Raw genomic sequence first — 23,661 nt, 5'->3', positions numbered from 1 at the left:
CTGGTTTTCGCTCGTAGCTCTTCGCTCGTACCTAGTGCAGCCAGAACCACAGGTGCATCGTGCTCCAGGCGTAGACGCCGGCCAGGATGTCATCGAACATGATGCCGATGCCTCCCGCGACGCGACGATCGACCCAGCGAATCGGCCAGGGCTTGAGAATGTCGAATACGCGAAAAACCACGAATCCCCACAGCGCGGCCTCCCAGGAGAACGGCACCGCCGCCATGGTCAGCCAGTAACCGACGAACTCATCCCAGACGATGCCGGAATGGTCGTGAACGCCGAGATCGCGAGACGTCGTCTCGCAGAGCCAGATGCCGACGATTGTCGCCACGCCCATCAGCCCCAGATAGATCGTTAACGGCAATCCCGAGAGCAGCCAGTAGAACGGAATCGCGGCCAGGGTGCCGAAGGTGCCGGGTGCGAACGGTACCGCGCCGCTGCCCAACCCGAATGCCAGAAAATGCGTAGGCCGCCGCCAGACGCTCGAGGGAGCCCGATTCATGAGGCGATCTCCGGGAAGTGGTCCCAGCCGCGACGCTCAAGATAGCGCGGCGCAACTCCCTCGATGCCTTCACCGGCAACGACTCGGCCGATGGGCGTCAGCGGCAAATGCAGCGGAGCGAGCCGACGCTGCGCCTCGGCCAGGTCGGACGCCGCAAGCGTCACCAGCAATTCGTAGTCGTCGCCGCCGTTGAGCACTCGCTCCCGGACATCGTCCAGCTCATGGATCGCACGCAACGGCGTCGCCAATGGCAAGGCATCGATGTCGAGCCGCGCGCCAACGCCGGAAGCCGTCAGCACGTGCGCCAGGTCCGCCAGCAGGCCATCGGAAACGTCGATCGCGCTGCTGGCCAGTCCTCGCAACGCCTCACCGGCTGCCAAGCGCGGCTCGGGACGTAGATAGGCCTCAAGCAGTGGGTGGCCGGAATCCTGCTCGCCCCGCTGCCAACGGGCAAGCCCCTCAACCGCGCGACCGGGATAGCCGGTCACCGCGATCAGGTCGCCCTCCCGCGCGCCACTACGCCGCAATGCCGTGCCGGCCGGCAGCTCGCCATGCACTGTCACGCCGATCGTCAGCGGACCTCGCGTGACGTCGCCGCCGATCAGTTCGCAGCCACTGCGGGCGGCCAATTCACGGAACCCCTCGGCGAAGGCCGCCAGCCAATCGGGATCGGCAGCGGGCAGCGTCAGAGCCATGCAGCACCAGCGGGCTTTCGCGCCCATCGCGGCGAGATCGCTCAAGGCGACGGCCAGGGCCCGATGGCCGATGGCCGCCGGCGGGGCATCGTGTGGGAAGTGAACATCGACCACGGAAGTATCGACACTGATCGCCAGTTGATGCCCGGGAGACGGCATCAGCACGGCACAGTCATCACCGTTCCCGACGACGACGTCGCTACGCTCGGCTGCCGCGGGGCGGGACAGGTAGCGTGCGATCAGCTCGAATTCGCTCGACGAAGCGCGATTCATATCAACGACGGCGAGCAGCGACCTCGGCGCCCCGAAGTCGCGAGGCGAGCTTGTCGAGAGTGCCGTTGACGTATTTGTGACCATCGGTCGCGCCAAAAATCTTGGCCAGCTCGACCCCTTCGTTGATCACAGCGCGGTAGGGAACCTCGGGACGATGCTTCAGCTCGTAAGCGCCGAGACGCAGAATGGCGAGTTCGATCCGGTCGAGGTCTTCCAGCCGGCGATCGAGCAGCGGCGCGATGGCCGCGTCCAACTCGGCTTTATGATTGGCGGTATTGTGCAGAAGGTCATGGAACAGCGCCTGGTCGGCGATCTGCATGACCTTGTGCCAGTTTTCATGATCTTCGAGGTCGTCGTCGCCGACCTGAGCGCGGAACTCAGCCTCGACGGCAGTAATCGACTTGCCCGTCATCTGCCACTGATAAAGGCCCTGAACGGCCAATTCGCGGGCGGCGCGACGAGATTCCTGAGCCGGTGACGGCTGTCGTGACGGTGAACTCATGCCTCGCCTCCCAGTCGCTTGAACAGAGATACCATTTCCATTGCCGCCATCGCCGCTTCGGTGCCCTTGTTGCCGGCCTTGGTACCGGCGCGCTCGATCGCTTGATCGATCGAATTGACCGTCAACACGCCGTTGGCGATCGGGGTTCCGAACTCCAGCTGCAGACTGCTGAGCGAGGCGTTGCAGTTGCCCGCCACATATTCGAAGTGCGGTGTGCCGCCACGAATCACCGCACCCAAAGCAACGACGGCTGCGGGTCGCGAAACCTGCAGTACACGTTTGACCGCCAGCGGCAGCTCCCAGGCACCGGGAACATGAATCAGCTCGATGTTCTCTTCACTGACGCCGTGACGCGTCAGGCTGTCGACGGCACCTTCTACTAGGCTATCGACGACATGATGATTGAAGCGTCCCACGACGATGGCGTAGCGGCCATCGACATCGGTGAACTGACCTTCCAGTTGAGCGATCGGTTGCATTGTCGGTTTCCGGATACACTGCGCCAGGTTCGTCACACACTCGAACCTGGCACACGATAAAACAGTCTGATTGGCCGGCGCCAGAACCTGGCGCTCGGCGCGCGAAGCCGGCCATCTTATCATGGCCGCGCGGCCTTACCATGCCCACCCAGGTCTTGACGCCAACCTAAGTCCTGAGGCCTACCGACGTCCTGGTTTGAATCTCGTTCAGGCGTCGCCGCTGACCAGCTCGACCACCTCCAGATCGAAACCGGATAGCGCCGAGAAACGCCACGGCGAACTCAACAGCCGCATCTTGCCAACGCCGAGCTGACGCAGAATCTGCGCCCCGGTGCCGATCGACAGGAAATTCCCCGAGCCGTCGGAGGCGCTAGAACGCGGTGAAGATCGTCGTCCCAAAAGCACATCGAGCTGCTGCTTGAAGTCACCCTCGGGGCGGGCATCGTCAAGCAGCACGAACACCCCGGCTTCCGCTCGAGCGATCTCGGCCAACGCGGTGTGGGCCGTCCAGTGGCTGTCCGACCGACACAGCGCCAGCAGGTCGCGAAGCGTATCCCCGCCATGCACACGCACCGTCGTCACCGAGTGGCGCTCGGGTTTGCCGTTCACCAATGCCAGGTGATGCTTGTCCTGGATGGTGTCGTGGAACACATGCAGCATCATCTCGCCGAAGGCGGTCATCACCGGCGTCTGCTCAACCGCGTCAACGGTGCGCTCGTTGAGCATGCGATAGTGGATCAGATCGGCAATGGTGCCAATCTTGATGTCATGCTCAGCGGCGAAGCGTTCGAGCTCCGGACGCCGCGCCATGCTGCCGTCGTCGTTCATGATCTCGCAGATCACGCCGGTGGCCTCGAACCCGGCCATGGCGGCCAGATCGCAGGCCGCTTCAGTGTGACCGGCACGACGCAGAACGCCACCCGGTTCCGCCATCAGCGGGAAGATATGACCAGGTTGAACGATATCTTCGGGCCTGGCGCCGCGCCCCGCCGCAGCACGCACGGTGAGCGCGCGATCGGCGGCGGAGATACCCGTGGAGACGCCAATGGCAGCTTCGATGGAAACGGTAAACTTGGTGCCGTAACCGGAGCCGTTGTCGCTGACCATCAGCGGCAACTTCAGCTGCTGGCAGCGCGCCTTCGACATCGGTTGGCAGATCAGGCCGCGGGCGTGCCGAGCCATGAAATTGATGTGGTCGGCCTCGACGCACTCGGCCGCCATGATGATATCGCCTTCGTTTTCGCGATCCTCGTCATCCATCAGGATGACCATCCTGCCCTGCCGAATCTCTTCGATAAGGACGTCGATGCGGGCCAGCTGGCTCGATTGCGCTGTCGTCATTGCTGATTCGTCCACGAAAATCACGATCTCGGAAACCACGAGGGTTCGATGCGGCACAGCCTACCTGTCGCGAGACACGGACGCTACTGTCGGGTGATGGCGACGCACGTTCTCGGCAAACATGCGCCAAGCGTAGTCGACGCCTCGCGGGACTCAGACCATTTTGACCGGACGCGCGGAAATGCGCCAATCCTCGCCCAGCGCGCGGATATCATCGATTTTCAATTGCCGTTGCTGGCTCATCTTCGCCAGCCCCGGCAAGGCAAATAGAGGGCGAGCCTCGCTGCCCAGCAGCGTCGGCGCCATGAACAGCTCCAACTGGTCGACACAATCCGCCTCCAGCAGCGCGCCGGCCAGCGTCGCCCCGGTTTCGACGAGGACTTCGTTGCACGCCTCCCGAGTCGCCAGATAGCGCAGCACGGCGTCGAATTCGACACGCCCCTCCGCGTTGGCGGGCATCGAGACCAGTTCGGCTCCGGAAGCCGCCAGCTTGCCCCAGCGCGGATCGGACGCATCCTGCAGCGTGAACACCAGCGTTCGCCCGGGTTCGCTCAGACAGGCCGCCGCCAGCGGCAGACGCAGGCTGCTATCGAGGATCACCCGCAGCGGCTGCCGCTGGGCGATTTCATCACCATTCTCCAGGCCTAACTGCTCGGCACGTACCGTCAATCGGGAATCATCGAAAATGATCGATTCCACACCCGCCAGCACCGCACTCGATGCCGCTCGCAGCCGCTGAACCTGCTGTCTTGCGGCGGGGCCGGTGATCCACTGGGATTCGCCATCGGCCATCGCCGTGCGCCCATCGAGACTCATGGCCATCTTCAGGGTGACGCGCGGTATTCCGCATTGCATGCGCCGGATGAACCCTGGATTCAGTGCGCGCGCATCCTCCTCGAGCAGTCCCGTTTCGACGTCGATCCCCGCTTCGCGCAACATCGCGAAACCGCGTCCGGAGACCTGCGGATTGGGGTCTTCCATCGCTGCCACCACCTTGACCACACCGGCCTGGATCAATGCCTGGCTGCAGGGCCCGGTGCGCCCGGTATGCGAGCAGGGCTCGAGCGTGACGAACGCCGTCGCGCCGCGTGCGGCCTCGCCGGCCATTCGCAGCGCATGGATCTCGGCATGCGCTTCGCCTGCACGCGCATGAAAACCTTCACCGATGACCCGGCCATCCTTGATCAGCACGCAGCCGACTCGCGGATTGGGATCACAGGTGTATTGCCCCTGCCAGGCAAGCTGGATGGCGCGACTCATGCAGGCACGAGGGGTACAAGCATGAGGGAAACAGGCATCAGATGATGGGTGCATGGAAGGAGAGGCAGACATGGCAGTTCGCTCGAGAAGACGGCAGCCCGGAAGACCGAACTGCCGAAGAAAAAAGGCGACGTTTCAGCGCGGGTTACCGTCCTCACCCGAGGGAAGGTTCGGCTCCTGGGACAGCCGATCGATCTCGGCCCGGAATTCGTCGAGATCCTGGAAACGACGGTAGACAGAGGCGAAACGAATATAGGCGACATGATCGAGACGCTTGAGTGTCTCCATGACCTCTTCACCGACCTCGCGAGCCTCGACCTCGCGATCGCCACGGGCACGTAGACGTTGACGGATACGCTCAACGGCGGCTTCGAAGGACTCCACGCTGACCGGGCGTTTCTCGAGAGACAGCGCCATCCCTGCGCGCATCTTGGCTTCGTCGAAGCTCTCGCGGGAACCGTCGGACTTGACCACGCGAGGCATCACCAGCTCAGCGGTCTCGTAGGTCGTGAAGCGCTCCCCACATGCAGCGCACTGACGGCGACGACGCACCTGGTCGCCCTCGGCCACCAGGCGCGAGTCGGTCACCTTGGTATCGTGCGTACCACAGAACGGGCAATGCATCGTCGTAATCTACCTGTCGGCGTGGGCGATCTGGGGAACCGCCACTAATGTTAAGTGAACGAGATAACGTGTTAAGTGAACGAGATAACGTGTTGAGTGAACGGGATAACGGTACTGATGAACGAACCAGAGTGTAACGGTTTGAGCAACATAGCGGAAATACACTGAAAGTCCCCGGCAATTTTCATGTTGGCCCGTCTTCTGCAAGGATATCGTGACAACCCGTCACGACAGCATCGTTGATACGCACGCCGTGTACGCCAATCGCTGAAATCAGGAATCGCTCCCATGCCCAGCCGTGCCGCGAACTATCATGCGCTTTCCGAAGAGACCTTCATCGAGCGCGCCGCTGCGCGCCTGGGAGAGGTCTACGGTCCCCGCCGTGACGAGGTCATGCGACGCCTGATGACCTTGCTGATGCACCAGCGAAGTGCACTGGATACCTCGCCCCGTCCGATGTGGAGCGAGCGCGATCAGATTCTGATCACTTACGGGGACACCATCATCGACGGCGAGCGCCCCCCGCTCGAAGTGCTGGATGACTTTCTCGCCACACGACTCAACGGCACGTTCAGCGGGCTGCATATCCTGCCTTTTTTCCCTTGGAGCAGCGACGACGGGTTCTCGGTGATTCACTACCGCGAGGTGAATCCCAAACTGGGTGACTGGCAGGATGTGCGTCGACTCGCCTCGCGAGTGGACCTGATGGTCGATCTGGTCATCAATCACGTCTCCCGCGACTCGCTATGGTTCATCGACTATCTATCCGGCACGCAGCCGGGACGCGACTATTTCATCGAGATGGACCCGGACACGGATCTTTCCATGGTCACCCGGCCACGCAACTCGCCGCTGCTGGTGCCGGTATCGACTCGCCGAGGTACTCGGCATCTATGGGCGACGTTCTCCGAAGACCAGATCGACCTCAATTTCGCCAATCCCGATGTATTGCTCGAATTCATCGGCATCCTGCTCTACTACGTACAGCAGGGCGCGCGCCTCATTCGGCTGGATGCCATCACCTATCTGTGGAAGGAAGTCGACACCTCCTGCGTTCACCTGCCTCAGACACACGCCATCGTGCGTTTGCTGCGGGCCATTCTGGATTTCATGGCCCCGGGTACACTGCTGATCACCGAGACCAACGTGCCGCACAACGAGAACATGAGCTACTTTGGTCTGGAACGGCTGGGTCTTCCACGTCCCGATGTGGAACGTCAAGGTAGCGAACCCCCGGAGGTCGAACACTCGGCTTCGGATCACACCGACGCGCCTCAGTCGGCGCCCGACGAAGCGCACATGATCTATCAGTTCACGCTCCCGCCACTGCTGGTGCATACCCTGACCAGCGGCGACGCCACCATCTTGAGTGAATGGGCTCGAAGCCTGCCGGCGCTGCCGCCGGGCTGCACCTACTTCAACTTCACTGCCAGTCACGATGGGATCGGGGTCAGAGCGCTCGAAGGCCTGCTACCGCCCCACGAGGTCGAAGTCATGCTCGAGTTGATGCACCGCTTTGGCGGTTACGTCAGCATGAAGACCAACGCCGATGGCAGTGACTCCCCCTACGAGATCAACATCACCTATTACGACGCGCTAAAGGGCACGCGACGGGGTGCCGATGCCTGGCAAGTCGAACGTTTCCTGTGCAGTCAGAACCTGATGCTGGCGCTGCAGGGCATCCCCGGGGTCTACTTCCACACCCTGACCGCGACGCTCAACGACCATGGTGGCGTCGAGCGCAGCGGCAAGTTGCGTTCGATCAATCGCCGCCGCTGGCCCAAGGAAGAGCTGGATGAACTCATCGACAGCCGCAGCACGCCGACTCGCGAGGCATTCACCTCGCTGAAAAGGCGGCTCAACATTCGCGCCAGCGAGCCCTGTTTCCATCCCGAGGCGTCGCAGCGCGTGCTCGATACGCCCCCGGGCATCTTCGCCATCGAACGCGGTCCACTGGCCAATGGCCGTCGTCTGCTGGCGATCTACAACATTAGCGATACACGTCAGCCGTTGGAGATCGACGAATTGAACGATGGCGAATGGTACGACGTGCTCAAGGACGGCAAGAGCTGGAGCCCGCACCCCGACGAACGGGACATCCTGCGCCCCTATCGCAGCCTGTGGCTGGTGCAACCCTGACAACCTGTGATCCTGCGCGGCGGTGCAATCCTCAAAGCAGTGGCGATCTCTCTTGCCTTGAGATCGCTCTTGCCGCCAAGCCCATGGCTAACTAGAGTAGCGGCGGGAGATGGCATTCCTCCCGCCGCGGCGCGCCTGGCACCACGGCAAACCGCCCCGCGCTGATGATGCCTGCCAACGCACCCGAGGTGCGTTCTGCGCAGGCGTCGGTTCAGACAGCACTCCTCGCCTGCGGGACGCCGCTCCGTTAATGAGCTTCTGACGAGGAATTCAACAGCATGTGGATCCCCATTCTGGCCATCAGCGCCGGCGCCGCGATCGGCGCCAATCTTCGCTGGTGGCTTGGTGCCCAGTACAACGGCTACTTTTTGCACATTCCTCCCGGCACGCTGATCGCCAACCTGACAGGGGCCTGGCTGATCGGCATTGCGCTCAGCTTCTTCCAGGATTCCTCGCTCAGCGTGGAGTGGAAGCTATTCGCGATCACCGGCCTGCTGGGCGCCCTGACGACGTTCTCAACCTTTTCAGCGGAAATGGTCAACGCCATCCAGAACGGCCGCTGGGCTTGGGCGCTCACCGGCACCTTGATGCACGTCGTCGGCTCGTTCGCCATGACCATGCTCGGTATTGCCTGCTACGGTTGGCTGAGGCACTGACGCCGGCGAGCGCATCGTCCAACGCCATCTTTCGTGGTCGGCTTTTATTGCAACAGTGCCAACGGCACCAGATAGACGTGCCCATCCTGCGCCGGAATGACCAGATGTTGGCCAACGCGAACGGGACCAGCTGGTGCCAGTGGCTCATCGCTGAGTGCCAGCCGGCGAATCTCACGACCACTGATCAGATCGACGACCATGAGCTCGCCCGCGCCAGTCGTGGCATAGACTTTACCGGCCTCGATGACGGGAGCGGCCTTGACCGGGCCGCTGTCGACGCGCCATAGACGCTCACCGGTGTGGAGATCGAACGCCTGTAGCGTATTGCTGGTGGGACTACCGACAACGACTCGCCCCTCGGCAATCGTCGGGGCGCCGGACTGATTGTTCGCAACCGGCCCGCCTTCACCCAGCGACGCCTCCCAGCGCCTCTCGCCGGTCTGCGTATCGAGGACAAACAGACGATGTTCGAAACGCTCGGCCGTTACCGGCAAGACCGCGGTGGTCACGACGAGATCGCCATCGACCGCCGGAGACACGTCATCGAGACCCGAGACCACGTCGGGAAACTCTGCCATCCAGACGATCGAACGGGTCGCGGGATCGACCCGAAAGAAGCGATAGGGTTTGGCGCCGCCCAGGAACAACTGCCCCTGATCATCCAACGCCGGCGAGGACATGCTGACGAAGGAGCCCAGCTTGATCAGCCCGGTCTGCCGGCCATCCTCCAATGACAGAACATGGATGGCGCGATCCCCGCTGGCGGCATAGACCTCTCCGGCATGGAGCACCGGCGTCGGCATCATTTCGCCGCTCGAGCGGTACTGCCAGCGCGGCTGGCCGCTCTCGAGGTCGATTGCCAACAGGCCGCTCTCCCCGGTGCCGCGCGTGTCGTTGGCAACGTTGCCCGGCATGGGTGACCCGAAGAAACGGTTACCGTAACCGACCACGCCAACCCCGCCCTGCCAGACGATTTCCGAGTGAATCCAGTTTGGCGCACGGAGGCGCCAGCGCGTCTCGTGACTGGCGGGATCGATTCGCTGGAGCATGCCACTGCCATGATTGCCAATCAGCAGGTCGCCAGCAAAAACGGTCGGCGTGGCGCGAACTTCCTCGGCCGTATCGAGTTCAGTAACGCGATCCGTTGGCGCATCGAGTTGAGTGTCGAGGTTGGCGTTGCGGTCTGCCGAGGTCCTGTACTGGACCCAGTCTGCCGCTGCGGGCTTGAGTGTCATCAATGACAGCACGATCAGGCTGCCGAAACCGCTGATCACGTGACGATGGCGTCGGTCGGTAGCGATAGGCACAGTACTTCTCCTCTTGCGAAGGATCAGACGTGAGCCCTGCGTCATTCTGTTTTTTACCCGATGCGAAAGATCGACTTCGTGTCCGCGTGGGCGCCGTTCGACGACGGCTCTACTACCAACGTAGTGTCTTTACAGCGACTGTGCCACGAAACCGTGCTATTCCAACGTGAACGCGGCACCCGCGCGACTCCCAGACAGCGCCTCCCAAGGCATCGGGTAGACTTTTCAGGTAGCGCTCGCCGATTCCCTCCGGCTCAGGCAGCCGGCGACCGAGAAGTGATCGGCATGCGGGTGGGCGTGCTACATCCATGGAAAACCGCGCCGAAGCACGGTTGGCACTCACCCTCCGAAGTGTCACACGTCACCGCTGTTATCCAGCTCCACGGCTTCGTAGAGTCGATCCTGCAGATCCGGAATCGCCGCCTGAACCCGGTTCCAGCTTGGAATGAACGGCTTGTCGCGGGGCGATTCGAAAAATGCCGCACCGGCCTGCATGATGTTGTCGGCAAAGAGTTCCACCGCCGCTTCCTCGCTGTGACGATCCAGCTTGAGACCGTTCATTGCAGCATCGTGGTCGTAGGCTTCGATCAAGTCGAGCGCCACGCGATAGTAGGTCGCCTTGACGGTGCGGAAGCTTTCGACGCTCATTTCCACCCCGAGCGTCGCGAGCTTGCGATACATCGCCTTGGCGATATCCATGCTCATGCGATTCAAGCCACCCGAGGGGTCGTCCTCCGATACCGGCTGATGCTTGTGATCGTAGGCATCGGCGATATCGACCTGGCACAGCCGTTTGGTCGAAAAATTACGATGAACTTCGGAAAGTACGCCGATCTCCAGCCCCCAGTCGCTGGGAATACGGATGCCGTCGAGCACGTCGGCACGCATCGAGAACTCGCCGGAAAGCGGATAGCGGAAGCTGTCGAGATAGTCGAGGTACGGCAACGGACCGTAGATCATCTTGAAGGCGCGGATCAGTGGCGTAACCATCAATCTTGCGACCCGCCCATTGAGCTTGCCGGACGCGATGCGCGAGTAGTAACCCTTGCAGAATTCGTAGTGGAAGCGCGGATTGGCTACCGGATAGATCAGCCTGGCCAGCAGACCACGGTCGTAGGTGACGATATCGCAATCGTGCAGCGCGATCGCCTCGGCCTTGCCGGACGCGCGCACGTAACCCGAACAGTACCAGACGTTGCAGCCCTTGCCCGGCTCGAGCGGTGCCAGGTTTTCCTTCGCCAGCTCCTGCTGCAGAGCCTGAAGACGCGGGCCGTCGTTCCAAAGGATTCGATGATGCTGCGGCAAGCGGGAAAAGAATTCGCGAGCCTTGAGAAACTGCTCGCGATCGGCGCGATCCAGGCCAATGACGATCTCGCTGAGATACGGCACCTTGCACAGCTCGTCGACGATATGCGAGAGCGCCGGCCCCTCCAGCTCGGAGTACAGAGACGGCAGAATCAGCCCCATCGGCCGGCTGCGAGAGAACTGCTTGAGATCGTTCTCCAGCGCTTCCACCGAGCGACGCGTGAGATTGTGGAAATTGGTAACGATACCGTTCTGATAAAAGTCACTCATGAAGCGTCCTCGTCATATTGTCATCTGGCGTCGGTCCTTGACGCCTGTTATCGGGACTATCCGTTCGACCTCAGCCGATCAATCTCATCCGTTCAACCTCATCCATTCCGACGTCATCCCTCTCAGGACGATGCGTTCGCGTCCCATCCCAGTTCGCGGATTAACCAATGCGACATCCCTTCCGACCAACCGGCAGGCCCCAGTGCTTTGGTTCGGTAGACCCGCGAGCTCTCCAGCGGCATCGGTTGGCCATGTTTCGCGGCGATGACGACCGCCATGTCGGTGGCAGCCAGCAACGTCAGATCGTTGGGCCCGTCCCCCAGCCCGATCGTCTGCGGGCGACAGCCACGCAACGCCTCGAATCGAGCCACCAACCAGTCCGATGCCTGGCCCTTGTCGACCGCGCCCATCACATGCCAGAAGCGACCACCGAGGGTCAGTCGCAGGCCATCGACCTGCAACGTCTCATGCAATGTCTGCAGTCTGGTGTCGTCGTCCTCCCACACCAGCGGCTCGCTGCCCTCCCGAATCATGGCCTGTTCGGCACCGGACTCGCTGAGCCCGGTCAACTCACGTACCTCGGCGATATCCATCTCGCCCATGCGGCGGAAGCGCAGGCCGTGACGTTCGCGCACCACGTCCAGACGCCGCCGAATGTAGTCCACATCCATGCTGGGGGTCTTGACCACCAGGCCATCCGGCGAAGCCGGATCACGGTCCAGCCGCGCGTGCTGCCAGGAGGGCGGCAAGCCGATGACGGCACCGTTTTCGGCAATGAAGGGTGTGTGCTCCAGGTGCAGTTCCTTGCGCAAGGCAAGCAGCTCGCTGCGGGTCTTGCTGGTGGTAGGAATGACCGGAATCGCCTGCGCTTCGAGTCGCGAAAGCCAGGCTGATGCAGGCTGCCAATCGTAGGTATCGTGATCCAGCAGCGATCCATCGAGATCGGTAAATACCAACAAGGGTGGTTTGTTCAAGGCCGGCTGTGTCATCGCATCACCCACATCGCTTCACCTCGTCACGTCGTGCATGAACGAACGCCTGTCGGCAATCGTATAGATGAAGGTAGCACGGATCATGCCAAACACGACGGCCCGAGGTATTCGAGAAAAACTCGGGCCGTCGTCAACGATATTGTGTCGTCGAAACGCATGGCGATGCGCCTTCATGGTGCGTTATCGCGAGCGCATGCCCCTTTATGGCCGGGCGTGTCGTACCGCGATCGCAGCAACGCCGGCAAGCGAGGCCCGATCACTGTCGATCGCCTCCACGCGAATGCCAGCGGCTTCCAGAGCGATGGTGTAGCTCTCTCGCAACGTGTCAGCGCCAATCAAGCGCACCGTATCGAGTCCGGGGCGGGCGTGGCGCATGGCGCGCACCTCCTCGCCGATCAGTACGCCGGAAAGGAAACTGCCCACCTGCTCCGCCTTGAGCCCTGCGTAGAGATGCCGGCTGCGCGCCTCGAAAAGCGCGTGCATCACGCCCCCCGGACAACCGGCCCGGGAAACGCCCAACCGGAACGCGGCCTCGTCGAACGACGCATCGTCGCGAGCCGGCTCTCCCGGCAGGGTATGGAAACGCGCGGCATGGTAGAGCTCGCCCGTCATCAGCGTGGTGAATTCGGTCATGCGGCCAGCGTCAAGGCGGGCCCACTTGCTGTGGGTGCCCGGCAGGCAGCAATCGCCGCTATCGATGCCCGCCAGCGCCAGCGCACCGAACGCCTGGACCTCTTCGCCGCGCATCACATCGACGTGTTCGGGCGTCACCTGCTTGACCCCCGGCACGATCCAGACGTTGTCGAGCCCAGGTGCCGCGACGACGTTATCCGCGAGATCGGCAACCGTTACCGGTAACTCGAGTTGCGGCGCCTCGTGCCAGCCCCGCGCCGAGCCCACCATGCCAGCGAGATAGATCGGGACTTTTTTAGCGTCCGAAGCCGCGCCACCGCTCTCCCGCCAGTCGTCGGTTTGCGACGCACAGTAATGCGGAAATTCGCTCTGGCTCAACGCGCGCAGGCCGGAGGCCGAACGGCGGCTATCGAGCACCTCGTTACTCACCATGTCGACCAGGAATGCACGAAAGTTGCTGGTGCCCCAGTCGATGACGATCAGGCGTTGTGGCACGTCACTGCTCATGCATCGGCCTCGCGTTCGAGCTGTTCCGACTGGTCGGCGACTTCGCGCAGGCGACGCCATTCGGCGACCAGTTCGACAGCGATCTCGCCGACTTGCTCTGCCTTGCGCCCCGGCTTGTAAAGATTGCTGCCAAAACCGAAACCGGCAATACCATGGGCGTGCCACTCGCTCATGTTGCTCTGGTCGATACCGCCGACCGCCAGAACCGGCAGCCCCTTGGGCAGGATCGCGCTGATGTCCTTGAAGTAGCCGGTACCCAGACGGGCCGCCGGGAACAGCTTGAGTGCCGTCGCGCCCGCTCTGGCCGCCGCCAATGCCTCGCTCGGCGTCATGCAGCCGATCATCGGCGCCAGGCCATGGTCGACGCCAGCCCGAATCACCTCCGGGTCGGTATTGGGGGTGATCAACAGCGGCGCATCGAGCCCCGCCAGACGCTCGGCATGCGCCGGATCCAGCACCGTGCCGGCCCCGATCACCACGTCATCCGGGCAGCGCTTGGCAATCGCTGCGATGCTGTCCCAGGCCCGCGGCGAGTTGAGCGGAATCTCGATCAGCTTGAAACCGGCGCCCACCAGCGCATCGAACACGGCATCGATCTCTTCCGGCGTGATGCCGCGCAGAATCGCCACCAGCGGGCGCTCGCGCAGCGCCGTTTCCAGTGCGAACTTACGTGTCTCGTTCATTTCTCTCTCCTCGTTTCGGCCGGTCTCAAGACGCATGATCGAGCACAGACAGCAGAGCGCCAGAAATTACCATTCCGCGACGGAACCATCTTCATGGGTCCAGACGGGGTTGCGCCAGCGGTGCCCGACCTTGGCGCGCTCCTCGACGAAAGCTTCGTCGATCTCGACACCCAGGCCTGGCCCCTGCGGAATCGCGCAGAAGCCGTCTTCGATCGCCAGCGCGTTCTTGTCCACCAGGTAATCGAGCACGTCATTGTCCCGATTGTAGTGGATGCCCATGCTCTGCTCCTGGATGAAGGCGTTGTGATTGACCGCATCCACGTGCAGAGAGGCGGCCAGCGTCAACGGCCCCAACGGGCAATGCGGTGCCAGCGCCACATCGAAGCACGACGCCAACGTGGCGATCTTCATCCCCTCGCTGATGCCGCCGCAGTGAGAGAGATCGGGCTGCACGATATCGACCATGCCCTCGACCAGCAGATCGCGGAACTGATAGCGCGTATGCAGCCGCTCGCCTGTGGCAATGGGATAGCTCAGTCCGCCGGCGATATGCTTGAGACTCGGCAGATGCTCCGGCAGCACCGGCTCTTCGACGAACATCGGATGATACGGCTCCAGCTCACGTAGCAGTGCCTTGGCCATCGGCCGATGCACGCGGCCATGGAAGTCGATGCCGATGCCGACATCCGGCCCTACCGCATCGCGGGCTTCGGCGACACGCGCCACGGCCTCATCCACCTTGGCATGAGAATCGACGATCGCCATCTCGGCGGTGCCGTTCATCTTGAACGCGGTGAAGCCCTTGTCGACCAGCGACTTGGCACCGGCGCCAACGTCCGCGGGCTTGTCACCGCCGGTCCAGGCATACATGCGCATCTTGTCGCGACAGGCGCCGCCCAGCAGTTGATGCACGGGAACCCCTAAGTCGCGCCCCTTGAGATCCCAAAGCGCCTGATCGATACCGGCAATGGCGCTCATCAGGATCGGGCCGCCGCGATAGAAACCGGCGCGGTACATGATGTTCCAAAGGTGCTCGATGCGATGCGGATCCTGGCCGATCAGATAATCCGCGAGCTCATGTACCGCCGCCTCGACGGTGGCCGCGCGACCTTCGACTACCGGCTCGCCCCAGCCATAGCAGCCTTCATCGGTCTCGATCTTCAAAAACAGCCAGCGCGGCGGGACCTGCCAAGTCTTCAAGCGGGTAATCTTCATGGTTCACCTGTTCTCTTCAGTCAATTCTGTCGATTCAGTTCGGTCGATTCAGTTCGACCAGCTCAGCTCGGTAAGCTCAGTTCAAAACGGCTGCCTTCAATGCTCCCAACGCGGTCACGGGCGCGCCGGGCTACCGTCACCATCGAGTCACCCGCATCATCGTTCTCCCATCGGGGGCGGAACGACGATCGATGGCGGATTCTCGACCAGATCTTCCATTCCGAGGTCACGACCGGTGCGTTTGAGCACCGCTAGCGCCGCCTTCGCAGCCTCCTCCGGCTGGCGCAAACGGATCGCCTCCATGACTCGATAGTGACGCGCCATGCTGTCGTCGAGATCCTTGGCGCTATGCAGCGTAGCACTCTGGTTGGAACGCTCGACGATCAGCGCGATGGCCGGTTTGAGCACATGGCTGATCTGTGCCCAGATCAAATTGTGTGAAGCGGCAAAGATGGCCTCGTGAAACGCCACGTCGTAAGCGTTGTAGCTCAAACCCTGCCAATGCAGATCCTCCCGTTCGAGCGTGCGAAGCATGCCCTCGTAGGCGGTCTCGATGGCCAGCAGATCCGAAGCGGTCGCATGAGTCGCGGCCAGGCTTGCCACGAAGGGTTCGACGCCCACCCGAAAGGCGAAGACTTCACGCTGCAGATGGGGGTTGGGCTGCGCGTATCGTGCCATCCAGGCGCTGACCTGTGGGTCGAGAAGATGCCAGGCCGAGAGCTCGCAGACTCGTGTACCCTGACCGGAGACACGTACCAGTAAACCGGCATTGACCAGCTTCTGCAGCGCGCTGCGTACTGTGCTTCGACTCACGCCGAAGCGCTCGCAAAGATCGACTTCTCGCGGAATGGTGTCGCCGATCGCGTAGCGGCCGCTGAACACGGCTTCGGCGAGCGCCTCGGCGATATCGCTGCGGGGGGCGACGGCATCGGTCATTGACGGTTCTGTTGGCATCGCGATGTTCAACTCACTGACGCTTATGTCCGACATAGCTTCTAGCAAGTTTCCTGCGGCTGCCTTTAGACCATGGTCAAAGGTCCGGATTACCCTGGGTCGGAAACGATGACGCCCCTCCGGAGAGGGGCGCCATGATCTTGCCATTGTCAGCTCTCGACAACATCGACTTTCAAGACCGACGATTTCAACGGCCAACGCGTTTCAGAGCTATCGACCGGTCTGGCAGGCTCAGCGATAAACCGGCAGCCGAGCGCAGACGGTCTCGACCTTGGCCTTGACCTCACCTTCCACTTGACTGGAGTCGCCCTGCTGCATGGCGTCGAGAATATCGCAGATCCAGCCAGCCAGATCGCGGCATTCGGCTTCACCAAAACCGCGGGTGGTCACCGCCGGCGTGCCGATACGTAGACCGGAAGTCACGAATGGACTCTGCGGATCCCCAGGCACGGCGTTCTTGTTGACGGTGATGTGGGCGCGACCCAGCGCAGCATCGGCGTCCTTGCCCGTCAGCCCCTGCTTGACCAGCGACAGCAGGAACAGATGGTCTTCGGTACCGCCGGAGACGACCTCGTACCCGCGCTCGATGAATACGCCGGCCATTGTCTGAGCGTTCTTGATCACCTGCTGCTGGTAGGTCTTGAACTCGGGATCCATCGCCTCCTTGAAGCAGATCGCCTTGGCGGCGATGACATGCATCAACGGGCCGCCCTGACCACCGGGAAACACCGCCGATTGCAGCTTCTTCTCGATATCGGCGTCATTCTCGGCGGACAGGATCAGACCGCCACGCGGACCCCGCAGCGTCTTGTGCGTCGTGGTGGTGACAACGTGAGCGTGCGGCATCGGGCTGGGATAGAGACCGGCCGCGACAAGACCCGCGATATGCGCCATGTCGACCAGCAGGTAGGCGCCCACTTCATCGGCGATTTCGCGGAACTTGGCCCAGTCGATGATCTGCGAGTAGGCGGAAAAGCCGGCAATGATCATCTTCGGCTGATGTTCACGCGCCAGCTTGGCCACTTCGGCGTAGTCGATCCGGCCGCTGTCGTCGATGCCGTACTGGATTGCGTTGTAGTGCTTGCCCGAGAAGCTCGGCTTGGCGCCGTGGGTCAGGTGCCCACCGGCATCCAGACTCATGCCCAGCACGGTGTCGCCCGGCTTGACCAGCGCCTGGAACACGGCACCGTTGGCCTGGGAACCGGAATGCGGCTGAACGTTGGCATAGGTTGCGCCGAACAGCTCCTTGGCATAATCGATCGCCATTTGCTCGACCACGTCGACATGCTCGCAGCCACCGTAGTATCGCTTGCCGGGATAGCCTTCCGCGTACTTGTTGGTCAGCTGCGTGCCCTGGGCCTGCATCACGCGCGGGCTAGCGTAGTTCTCGGAAGCGATCAGCTCGATGTGGGCTTCCTGGCGCGCGACTTCCTGCTGCATCGCGTCCCAAAGGGCATCATCGAATCCGGCAACCTGCATCTCTCGGGTGAACATCGACGGGTATCCTCGGCTCGGGGAGGGTTCGACCTGGCGCCAACATTTACACCGCCGCTGACGACACAGGTCCAGACTTCGTGGGCCGCAATCATAACCCAGCGCTAACAGCCTTTCCTATGAAAGTCCGTCATGCACAGACGCATAATTTCTCACGTTGGCTTTAGCATCGGTAAAACGTACTCGAGGACGGCATCGGCTATCTTACGGCCGCCGCCTCCAGGATTTCTCGCCCTCGTTTGCGATCGTCAAAGACGTGCTGAATAAATCGGCGAGCGGGATGAAGCACAAGGCGTACGGAGCACAGGAACCCGAGCCTATGGGGTGTAGGTGAGGATTCCGATCGGACCGGCACCCCGGCACCGCACAACACAGTGATTCTCCGGGGACGCCGAGTTCGCGCAGACAATTATTCAACGCTTCTTCAGGTCTCTCCCAACAGTCGCAGACTCTCCATCGGTGCCTGCCGCCGCGTGCCCCGCGACAGCAGAAAGCCGATGCCGCCGACGACCCCAGCGCCCAGAACCGGCATCACGATCAACATCAGCCAGTGCATTCGGGGTTCCAGCCCCAGCCAACCATAAATGCCCAGCGCGGCTGTCTCGGCCAACGCCGCGCCCAGCAGCCCGCTGGCAAAACCGAGCAGCGCAAATTCGGCCCACTGCATGCGCGCCAACGTGCGATTGCCGGCACCGAACACTCGCAGTAACGCTCCCTCGTGGGCCCGCGCCGGACGGCTGGCGGTGAGGGCCGCGTAAAGCACGCTGATCCCCGCCAGCAGCACGAAACCGAGCACGAACTCGATGGCTCGCGTGACCTGGCCGAGAATGCCGCGGACCTGCTCCAGCAACGCCTCGACATTGAGTACCGACACGCCCGGATACCGCTGCACCATTGTAGCCAGCATGTCGTTATCGCCTTCGGCGAGATGGAAGGAGGTGATATAGCTGTGGCCGAAGTCATCCAACGCGCCCGGCGGGAAGATGATGAAGAAATTGGGTTGAAAGCTTTCCCAGTCGAGATGACGCAAACTGGTGATCCGTCCCGTAATGCTGTCGCTGCCGATGGTGAACGTCAGCTCGTCACCCAGCGAGAGTCCGAGTCGCCCCGCCAGTTCTTCCTCGACCGATATCGGTACCGCCCCGTCACTCGCCGTATCGGTACCGGCATCGAACCATTCGCCGGCGGTGATTCGATTGCCCTCGGGCAGGGCCGCACGCCAGGTCAGGTTGAGATCACGCCGCAGCGCGCCGTCGGTCTGGTGATCCGCGGGCACTTGCTGCCTGGGAGGCTCGCCATCGATGGCGGTCAGCCGGCCCCTAACCATGGGATAGAGACCGCTACCGCTGTCGGCGGCGCTGTCGATCAGCGATTCGACACCGTCACGCTCCTGCGGCTGAATATTGATCGCGAAGTAGTTGGGCGTATCCGTTGGCAACTGAGCCTGCCAAGTGGTCAATAGATCACCCCGTACCAGCGCGATGATTGCCATCGCCGCGAAGGTGAGCGAGAACGCCAGCAACTGACCCAGGCTTGCCTGACGTCGTCGCGCCAGCTGGCGACCGCCGAGCTGCCAGGCGCGGCTGCTCAGGCCTCGCTGAGGCAGGCGTGCCAACACCGCCAATAGCAGGTTCAGCAGCAACTGTCCGATGCCCCACAGCACGATCAGCGCCACCAGACCGCCCAGCAGGAGACCTGCCGACAACACCAGGTCGCCGGAATAGAGCCACAGCAGCGCGCCGAACACGAGACTGGCAAACGCCACCACCAGCCATCCGGACGCCGGAATCGGATCAAGCTCCCGGCGAAGCACCTTGAGCGCGCTGACGCGCTTGAGCCGCAACAGCGTCGGGCCGGCAAAACCCACCAGCACCGCCAACGCGGTCAGCACACCCATCAGCCACGGCATCCCACCGGGCGCCGGCAGTTCCAGTGGCAGAAAACGGGTCAACAGCGAAAGCAGTACCGCCTGACCGGCGAGCCCCAGTAGCGCGCCGACAATAGCCGCCGCCAACCCGAGCCACGCCAACTGCCAGGCGAACAGCTGACCCAACTGCCGCTGCGAAGCGCCGAAACAGCGCAATAGCGCGGCCGTGTCCAGGTGCCGATCGACATAACGCCGTGTCGCCATGGCGACGGCGACCCCAGCCAGCAGCACCGCTGCCAGCCCGGCCAGGCTCAGGTATTTCTGAGCCCGATCCAGCGAGCGGCCCAGGCTGGGGCGGTCCACGCGCACATCGCGAATCTCGACACCGGCCTCGCGCAGCGCATCGAGCCGGCTATCGAGACTATCGATGGCGGCCGGCGATCCGGCGGCGAGCAGCTCATATTCGATGCGTGAGCCCGGCCTGACCAATCCTGTAGCGTCGAGGTCCTGGACATTGAGCATGATGCGCGGCGTCAGACCGGCAAAGCCGGCCTGCTGATCGGGTTCGCGATCGATCAGGCCAGTGATGGTCAGCGCGAGCGAGCCGACCTGGACGCTATCTCCGATTTCGGCACCCAGCAGCTGGGCCAGTCGCGGCGCGATCCAGGCACTGCCCGGCGGCGGACCGTGCGCGAGGCCCTCGATGCCATCGCCGCGATCCACGCGCACCTGACCATAAAGCGGATAGTGATCATCGACGACTTTCAGCCCCGCCGGCTGGAAAGCGTCTCCCTGGCTGACCATCGACACCAGATCAACCTGATCGCTCAATGTCAGGCCGGCCTGGCGTAGTTCCTGGCGCAGGCCATCGTCGAAAGCCTGGCCCTGTTCGAGCACCAGATCACCGCCGAGCAACTGACCCGCCTGGCGAGTCAGGCCACGGTCGAGCCGATCGAGAAAGAAACCGATCATGGTGGTCGCGGCCACGGCCAGCGCCAATGCCATGAACAGCGCGCGCACGTCGGATGCTCGCAGATCCCGCCTGAGGCCCTTGAGCGAGAGCGCGATCAGATTCATGCTTCGACTCCCTGACGCTGCACGACCTCGTGCAGGGCGCCACCCTCGAGCTTGAGACAGCGATCGCACCGCCTGGCAAGCGACATGTCATGCGTGACCAGAATCAACGTCGTCCCGGACTCGCGATTGAGGTCGAACAACAGGTCGATGATGCGCTTGCCCGTCGCTTCGTCGAGATTGCCGGTGGGCTCGTCGGCGAAGACCAGGTCGGGCTCGGTCACGAATGCCCGGGCCACCGCCACCCGCTGCTGTTCGCCGCCGGAAAGTTGCTTCGGCAGGTGATCCAGGCGTGCTCCCAGACCGACCCGCTCCAGACATTGGCGACTTTTGCCCGCAACGTCTTGCCGTGGGGACAGTTCCAACGGCAACATAACGTTTTCGATTGCGGTGAGAGTGGGTAATAACTGGAAGTTCTGAAAAACGAAGCCGACGCGCCCCGCGCGCAGCGCGGCGCGGCCATCTTCGTCGAGAGTGCTCAACGACTGACCGAACATCTCGAGTTCACCCGAACTGGGAGCATCCAGCCCGGCCAACAAGCCCAACAGCGTCGACTTGCCGGCCCCGGAACTTCCCACGATGGCGACACTCTCACCGCGATCAACGTCCAACGCCAGCGATTCGAGAATAACCAGTTCTCGTTCGCCGCTTGTCACTCGTTTGCCGAGTTCGTTGGCATATAAAATCCGCGTTTGCTGATCGTTCGAGGAGTAAGACATGGTGCGTGGTTTCCCTGTGCTGGACATCAAAAGGCCTGTCGCCAGACTGGCAAGGCGCTGTGCAGGTGGCGCGCTGTTGGTGGGCCTTTCCGTGCTTGCGCTGGCCCCGAGCACGGCTCGTGCCGATACCATACTGGTCATGGGTGATAGCCTGAGCGCAGCTTACGGCATCGACCCACAAGCGGGTTGGGTCAACCTGCTGAAACAGCGATTGGGCGATGAGCATGACGTCGTCAACGCCAGCATCAGCGGAGAGACGACTTCCGGTGGTTCGGCTCGACTACTCGACATGCTCGGACAATACCACCCCGACATCGTTCTGCTGGAGCTCGGCGGCAACGATGGTTTACGTGGCCTGTCCCCACAGCAGATGCAGGTCAATCTGGCGAAGATGATCGAACGTAGTCAACAACGAGGAGCCGAGGTCCTGCTGCTGGGCATCGAAGTCCCGCCCAACTACGGCCCCGCCTACAGCGACGCGTTCCGCGGCGTCTTTACGCAATTGGCCAGTGAGTATCAGGTGCCGTTATTGCCATTCCTGCTCCAGAATGTCGATCTGGAGAACATGCTTCAAAGCGATGGCATTCATCCCACCGCCGAGGCGCAGCCGATCATTCTCGACAACGTATGGCCGAAACTGAAACCCTTGCTGACATCGCCCGCGAGCGCCGAGGAATAACGGCCTTGCGGTTGGCGTAATTGTTAGCATGTCGCCACTTGGTCCTGGCTGACATGCTATCGTCAACACCTTGAAAAGGCTCGCAAGACGACTCGGCAAGGAGGCTGACGATGGAAAATGAAACGGCGCTGGTCGCCGCGTATGAATTGAATGGCCGGGGCGGCGGCAAACTTCTCAGCATACGCCAGCTGCGAGAAGCCTGGGCCGACCCCGAACGCCCACTATGGATGCATCTCGATTTTCGCCACGACGATGTCCATACCTATCTCGAAGAGATTGCCGGGCTCGACGAGGCAGTGGTCGAAGCCCTGCTCGAAGAGGACACGCGGCCTCGAGTGGCCAAATTCGGCGAAGGTGCCGTCAGCTCTCTGCGCGGTATCAACCTGAACCCTGGCGCCGCACCGGAGGACCTCATTTCGTTACGCCTTTGGATCGCCCCCACTCGATTGATCACGCTTCGCCGCCGGCCATTGAGATCGGTCAGCGACGTCCGCGAGAAGATCGATAGCGGCAATGGCGCGCTGTCGATTCCGGACCTGCTGGCCTGGCTGACCGAAGCTCTGGTGGACAAGGTCGGTGATATTTCCCACCAGATCGACGATCGGCTGGGCGAACTCGAGGAGGATCAACTGAGTGATCGCGAAGTCGATCCCGACGACTTGTCTCGGCTGCGGCGTTCGCTGATCACACTGAGACGTTTCATGGGGCCGCAACGAGATTGCCTGGACCAGTTGGCCCAAGGCCCCGACTGGCTCGATGGAGACACCAAAGTCTCGATTCGAGAGAGTGCCAACCAGCTATCCCGATACGTGGAAGACTTTCACGCCATGCAGGAGCGGGCCCTGATTCTGCAGGAACAACTCGTCAACGAACACAATGAAAGACTCAACCAGCGCATGTACATGCTGGCCATCGTCACCACCGTGTTCCTGCCATTGAGCTTTCTGACCGGCCTGTTGGGCGTCAACGTCGGCGGTATTCCCGGCGCCGATAGTCCTCACGGTTTCCTGATTTTTCTGGTGCTCATGGCGGTTATCGGCGGCTGGGTCATGTGGTTGCTCAAACGCAAACGATGGTGGTAATCGTTTCGTCGCTCACGACCTGATCGCCTAAAACTATGCGCGATCGGTATGTCCCAGGTCGCGTTCGGGGTCGAGACGATCGCGAACGCGGCGTTTGAGATCCTTGATATCGGGAAAACCACCATCGCGCTTGCGCTCCCATAGCGTCTCGTCGTCGTAAAGCACCTCGAAGTGCCCGCCGTGGCTGGGCGCCAGCGCGACCTGCTCGAGGTCTTCGCCGAAGGTCTGCAGCAGCTCCTGTGCATACCAGCCGGCACGCAGCAGCCACTGGCATTGAGTACAATAGTGAATTCGGATGCGGGCCATGGGCTCTCCTTGGATGCAACTGATCGCATGATGCGACGGCGGTACGAGGTAACTCAAGCCAGTCGCGGCGAAAATGATTGGGTTCGCTCCCGCTCCAGCC

The 23,661-nt window shown here is 62.2% G+C and carries 22 protein-coding genes and 1 riboswitch; of the genes, 4 read left to right on the top strand and 18 right to left on the bottom strand.

Annotated features, from left to right (window positions below):
- Window positions 1–31: 31 nt before the first annotated feature.
- The 7 genes from DOM27_RS15715 to nrdR form a co-directional block, all read right to left on the bottom strand.
- Window positions 32–505 carry a phosphatidylglycerophosphatase A family protein gene (locus tag DOM27_RS15715; protein ID WP_110657357.1) on the bottom strand — a complete coding sequence of 158 codons (474 nt, stop codon included), beginning with the start codon at window positions 503–505 and terminating at the stop codon, window positions 32–34.
- A complete protein-coding gene (gene thiL, locus DOM27_RS15710) occupies window positions 502–1,473 on the bottom strand; it encodes a thiamine-phosphate kinase (protein ID WP_110657355.1) in 972 nt (323 codons plus the stop codon). The genes DOM27_RS15715 and thiL overlap by 4 nt, the downstream gene beginning before the upstream one ends.
- Before the next feature lies 1 nt (window position 1,474).
- Complete coding sequence (gene nusB, locus DOM27_RS15705; RefSeq protein WP_110657353.1) at window positions 1,475–1,975, bottom strand: transcription antitermination factor NusB; 501 nt, start codon at window positions 1,973–1,975, stop codon at window positions 1,475–1,477.
- Window positions 1,972–2,454, bottom strand: a complete 483-nt coding sequence (ribH, locus tag DOM27_RS15700; protein ID WP_110657351.1) for a 6,7-dimethyl-8-ribityllumazine synthase — start codon at window positions 2,452–2,454, stop codon at window positions 1,972–1,974. The genes nusB and ribH overlap by 4 nt, the downstream gene beginning before the upstream one ends.
- Before the next feature lie 207 nt (window positions 2,455–2,661).
- Window positions 2,662–3,795: a bifunctional 3,4-dihydroxy-2-butanone-4-phosphate synthase/GTP cyclohydrolase II gene (ribBA, locus tag DOM27_RS15695; RefSeq protein ID WP_110657882.1), complete on the bottom strand. Its 1,134-nt coding sequence runs from the start codon at window positions 3,793–3,795 to the stop codon at window positions 2,662–2,664.
- 153 nt (window positions 3,796–3,948) lie between these two features.
- Complete coding sequence (gene ribD / locus DOM27_RS15690) at window positions 3,949–5,055, bottom strand: bifunctional diaminohydroxyphosphoribosylaminopyrimidine deaminase/5-amino-6-(5-phosphoribosylamino)uracil reductase RibD (RefSeq protein WP_245392756.1); 1,107 nt, start codon at window positions 5,053–5,055, stop codon at window positions 3,949–3,951.
- Window positions 5,056–5,190: 135 nt separating this feature from the next.
- Entirely contained in the window at window positions 5,191–5,679 is a 489-nt protein-coding gene (nrdR, locus tag DOM27_RS15685; RefSeq protein ID WP_110657349.1) for a transcriptional regulator NrdR, read from the bottom strand.
- A gap of 288 nt (window positions 5,680–5,967) precedes the next feature.
- Here nrdR and DOM27_RS15680 point away from each other — a divergent pair, with 288 nt between their 5' ends.
- Both DOM27_RS15680 and crcB read left to right on the top strand, forming a co-directional pair.
- The gene (locus DOM27_RS15680) at window positions 5,968–7,818 is read left to right on the top strand and encodes a sugar phosphorylase (RefSeq protein WP_110657347.1); all 1,851 of its coding nucleotides are present in this window, start codon (window positions 5,968–5,970) and stop codon (window positions 7,816–7,818) included.
- Between the two features lie 96 nt (window positions 7,819–7,914).
- A riboswitch (Fluoride riboswitch) is annotated at window positions 7,915–7,999 on the top strand.
- A 97-nt stretch (window positions 8,000–8,096) separates the two neighbouring features.
- On the top strand, window positions 8,097–8,474 hold the full coding sequence (gene crcB, locus DOM27_RS15675) for a fluoride efflux transporter CrcB (RefSeq protein WP_110657345.1): 378 nt from the start codon (window positions 8,097–8,099) through the stop codon (window positions 8,472–8,474).
- 44 nt (window positions 8,475–8,518) lie between these two features.
- Here the strand turns inward: crcB and DOM27_RS15670 are convergent, their stop codons facing one another.
- The 10 genes from DOM27_RS15670 to DOM27_RS15625 form a co-directional block, all read right to left on the bottom strand.
- Window positions 8,519–9,781 (bottom strand): outer membrane protein assembly factor BamB family protein, encoded by a 1,263-nt coding sequence (locus tag DOM27_RS15670; RefSeq protein WP_157956777.1) that lies wholly within the window; start codon window positions 9,779–9,781, stop codon window positions 8,519–8,521.
- 354 nt (window positions 9,782–10,135) lie between these two features.
- Window positions 10,136–11,356 carry a glycosyltransferase family protein gene (locus tag DOM27_RS15665; protein ID WP_110657341.1) on the bottom strand — a complete coding sequence of 407 codons (1,221 nt, stop codon included), beginning with the start codon at window positions 11,354–11,356 and terminating at the stop codon, window positions 10,136–10,138.
- 122 nt (window positions 11,357–11,478) lie between these two features.
- Window positions 11,479–12,330: an HAD-IIB family hydrolase gene (locus tag DOM27_RS15660; protein WP_245392755.1), complete on the bottom strand. Its 852-nt coding sequence runs from the start codon at window positions 12,328–12,330 to the stop codon at window positions 11,479–11,481.
- A 219-nt stretch (window positions 12,331–12,549) separates the two neighbouring features.
- Window positions 12,550–13,488 carry a 2-dehydro-3-deoxygalactonokinase gene (locus DOM27_RS15655; RefSeq protein WP_110657339.1) on the bottom strand — a complete coding sequence of 313 codons (939 nt, stop codon included), beginning with the start codon at window positions 13,486–13,488 and terminating at the stop codon, window positions 12,550–12,552.
- Complete coding sequence (locus tag DOM27_RS15650; protein WP_110657337.1) at window positions 13,485–14,171, bottom strand: 2-dehydro-3-deoxy-6-phosphogalactonate aldolase; 687 nt, start codon at window positions 14,169–14,171, stop codon at window positions 13,485–13,487. Before DOM27_RS15650 ends, DOM27_RS15655 begins: the two co-directional genes overlap by 4 nt.
- Window positions 14,172–14,237: 66 nt before the next feature.
- Entirely contained in the window at window positions 14,238–15,386 is a 1,149-nt protein-coding gene (gene dgoD / locus DOM27_RS15645) for a galactonate dehydratase (protein ID WP_110657335.1), read from the bottom strand.
- Window positions 15,387–15,542: 156 nt separating this feature from the next.
- A complete protein-coding gene (locus DOM27_RS15640) occupies window positions 15,543–16,322 on the bottom strand; it encodes a FadR/GntR family transcriptional regulator (RefSeq protein ID WP_110657333.1) in 780 nt (259 codons plus the stop codon).
- A 249-nt stretch (window positions 16,323–16,571) separates the two neighbouring features.
- Window positions 16,572–17,834: a serine hydroxymethyltransferase gene (gene glyA / locus DOM27_RS15635; RefSeq protein WP_110657331.1), complete on the bottom strand. Its 1,263-nt coding sequence runs from the start codon at window positions 17,832–17,834 to the stop codon at window positions 16,572–16,574.
- A 424-nt stretch (window positions 17,835–18,258) separates the two neighbouring features.
- Window positions 18,259–20,778 (bottom strand): ABC transporter permease, encoded by a 2,520-nt coding sequence (locus tag DOM27_RS15630; protein ID WP_110657329.1) that lies wholly within the window; start codon window positions 20,776–20,778, stop codon window positions 18,259–18,261.
- Entirely contained in the window at window positions 20,775–21,494 is a 720-nt protein-coding gene (locus tag DOM27_RS15625; RefSeq protein ID WP_110657327.1) for an ABC transporter ATP-binding protein, read from the bottom strand. The genes DOM27_RS15630 and DOM27_RS15625 overlap by 4 nt, the downstream gene beginning before the upstream one ends.
- On the opposite strand from DOM27_RS15625, the gene DOM27_RS15620 reads away from it, so the two are divergent.
- Complete coding sequence (locus DOM27_RS15620; protein ID WP_110657325.1) at window positions 21,493–22,173, top strand: arylesterase; 681 nt, start codon at window positions 21,493–21,495, stop codon at window positions 22,171–22,173. The genes DOM27_RS15625 and DOM27_RS15620 overlap by 2 nt on opposite strands.
- 110 nt (window positions 22,174–22,283) lie before the next feature.
- Window positions 22,284–23,255 (top strand): zinc transporter ZntB, encoded by a 972-nt coding sequence (locus tag DOM27_RS15615; RefSeq protein ID WP_110657323.1) that lies wholly within the window; start codon window positions 22,284–22,286, stop codon window positions 23,253–23,255.
- Window positions 23,256–23,288: 33 nt separating this feature from the next.
- On the opposite strand, the gene DOM27_RS15610 is transcribed toward DOM27_RS15615, so the two are convergent.
- Complete coding sequence (locus tag DOM27_RS15610) at window positions 23,289–23,561, bottom strand: Rdx family protein (protein WP_110657321.1); 273 nt, start codon at window positions 23,559–23,561, stop codon at window positions 23,289–23,291.
- Window positions 23,562–23,661 lie beyond the last annotated feature (100 nt).

The organism is Salinicola halimionae (genome assembly GCF_003206065.1).
GTDB lineage: Bacteria > Pseudomonadota > Gammaproteobacteria > Pseudomonadales > Halomonadaceae > Salinicola > Salinicola halimionae.
Note: the sequence above shows the minus strand (reverse complement) of the source record. Positions and strands in the feature narration are given on the sequence as shown.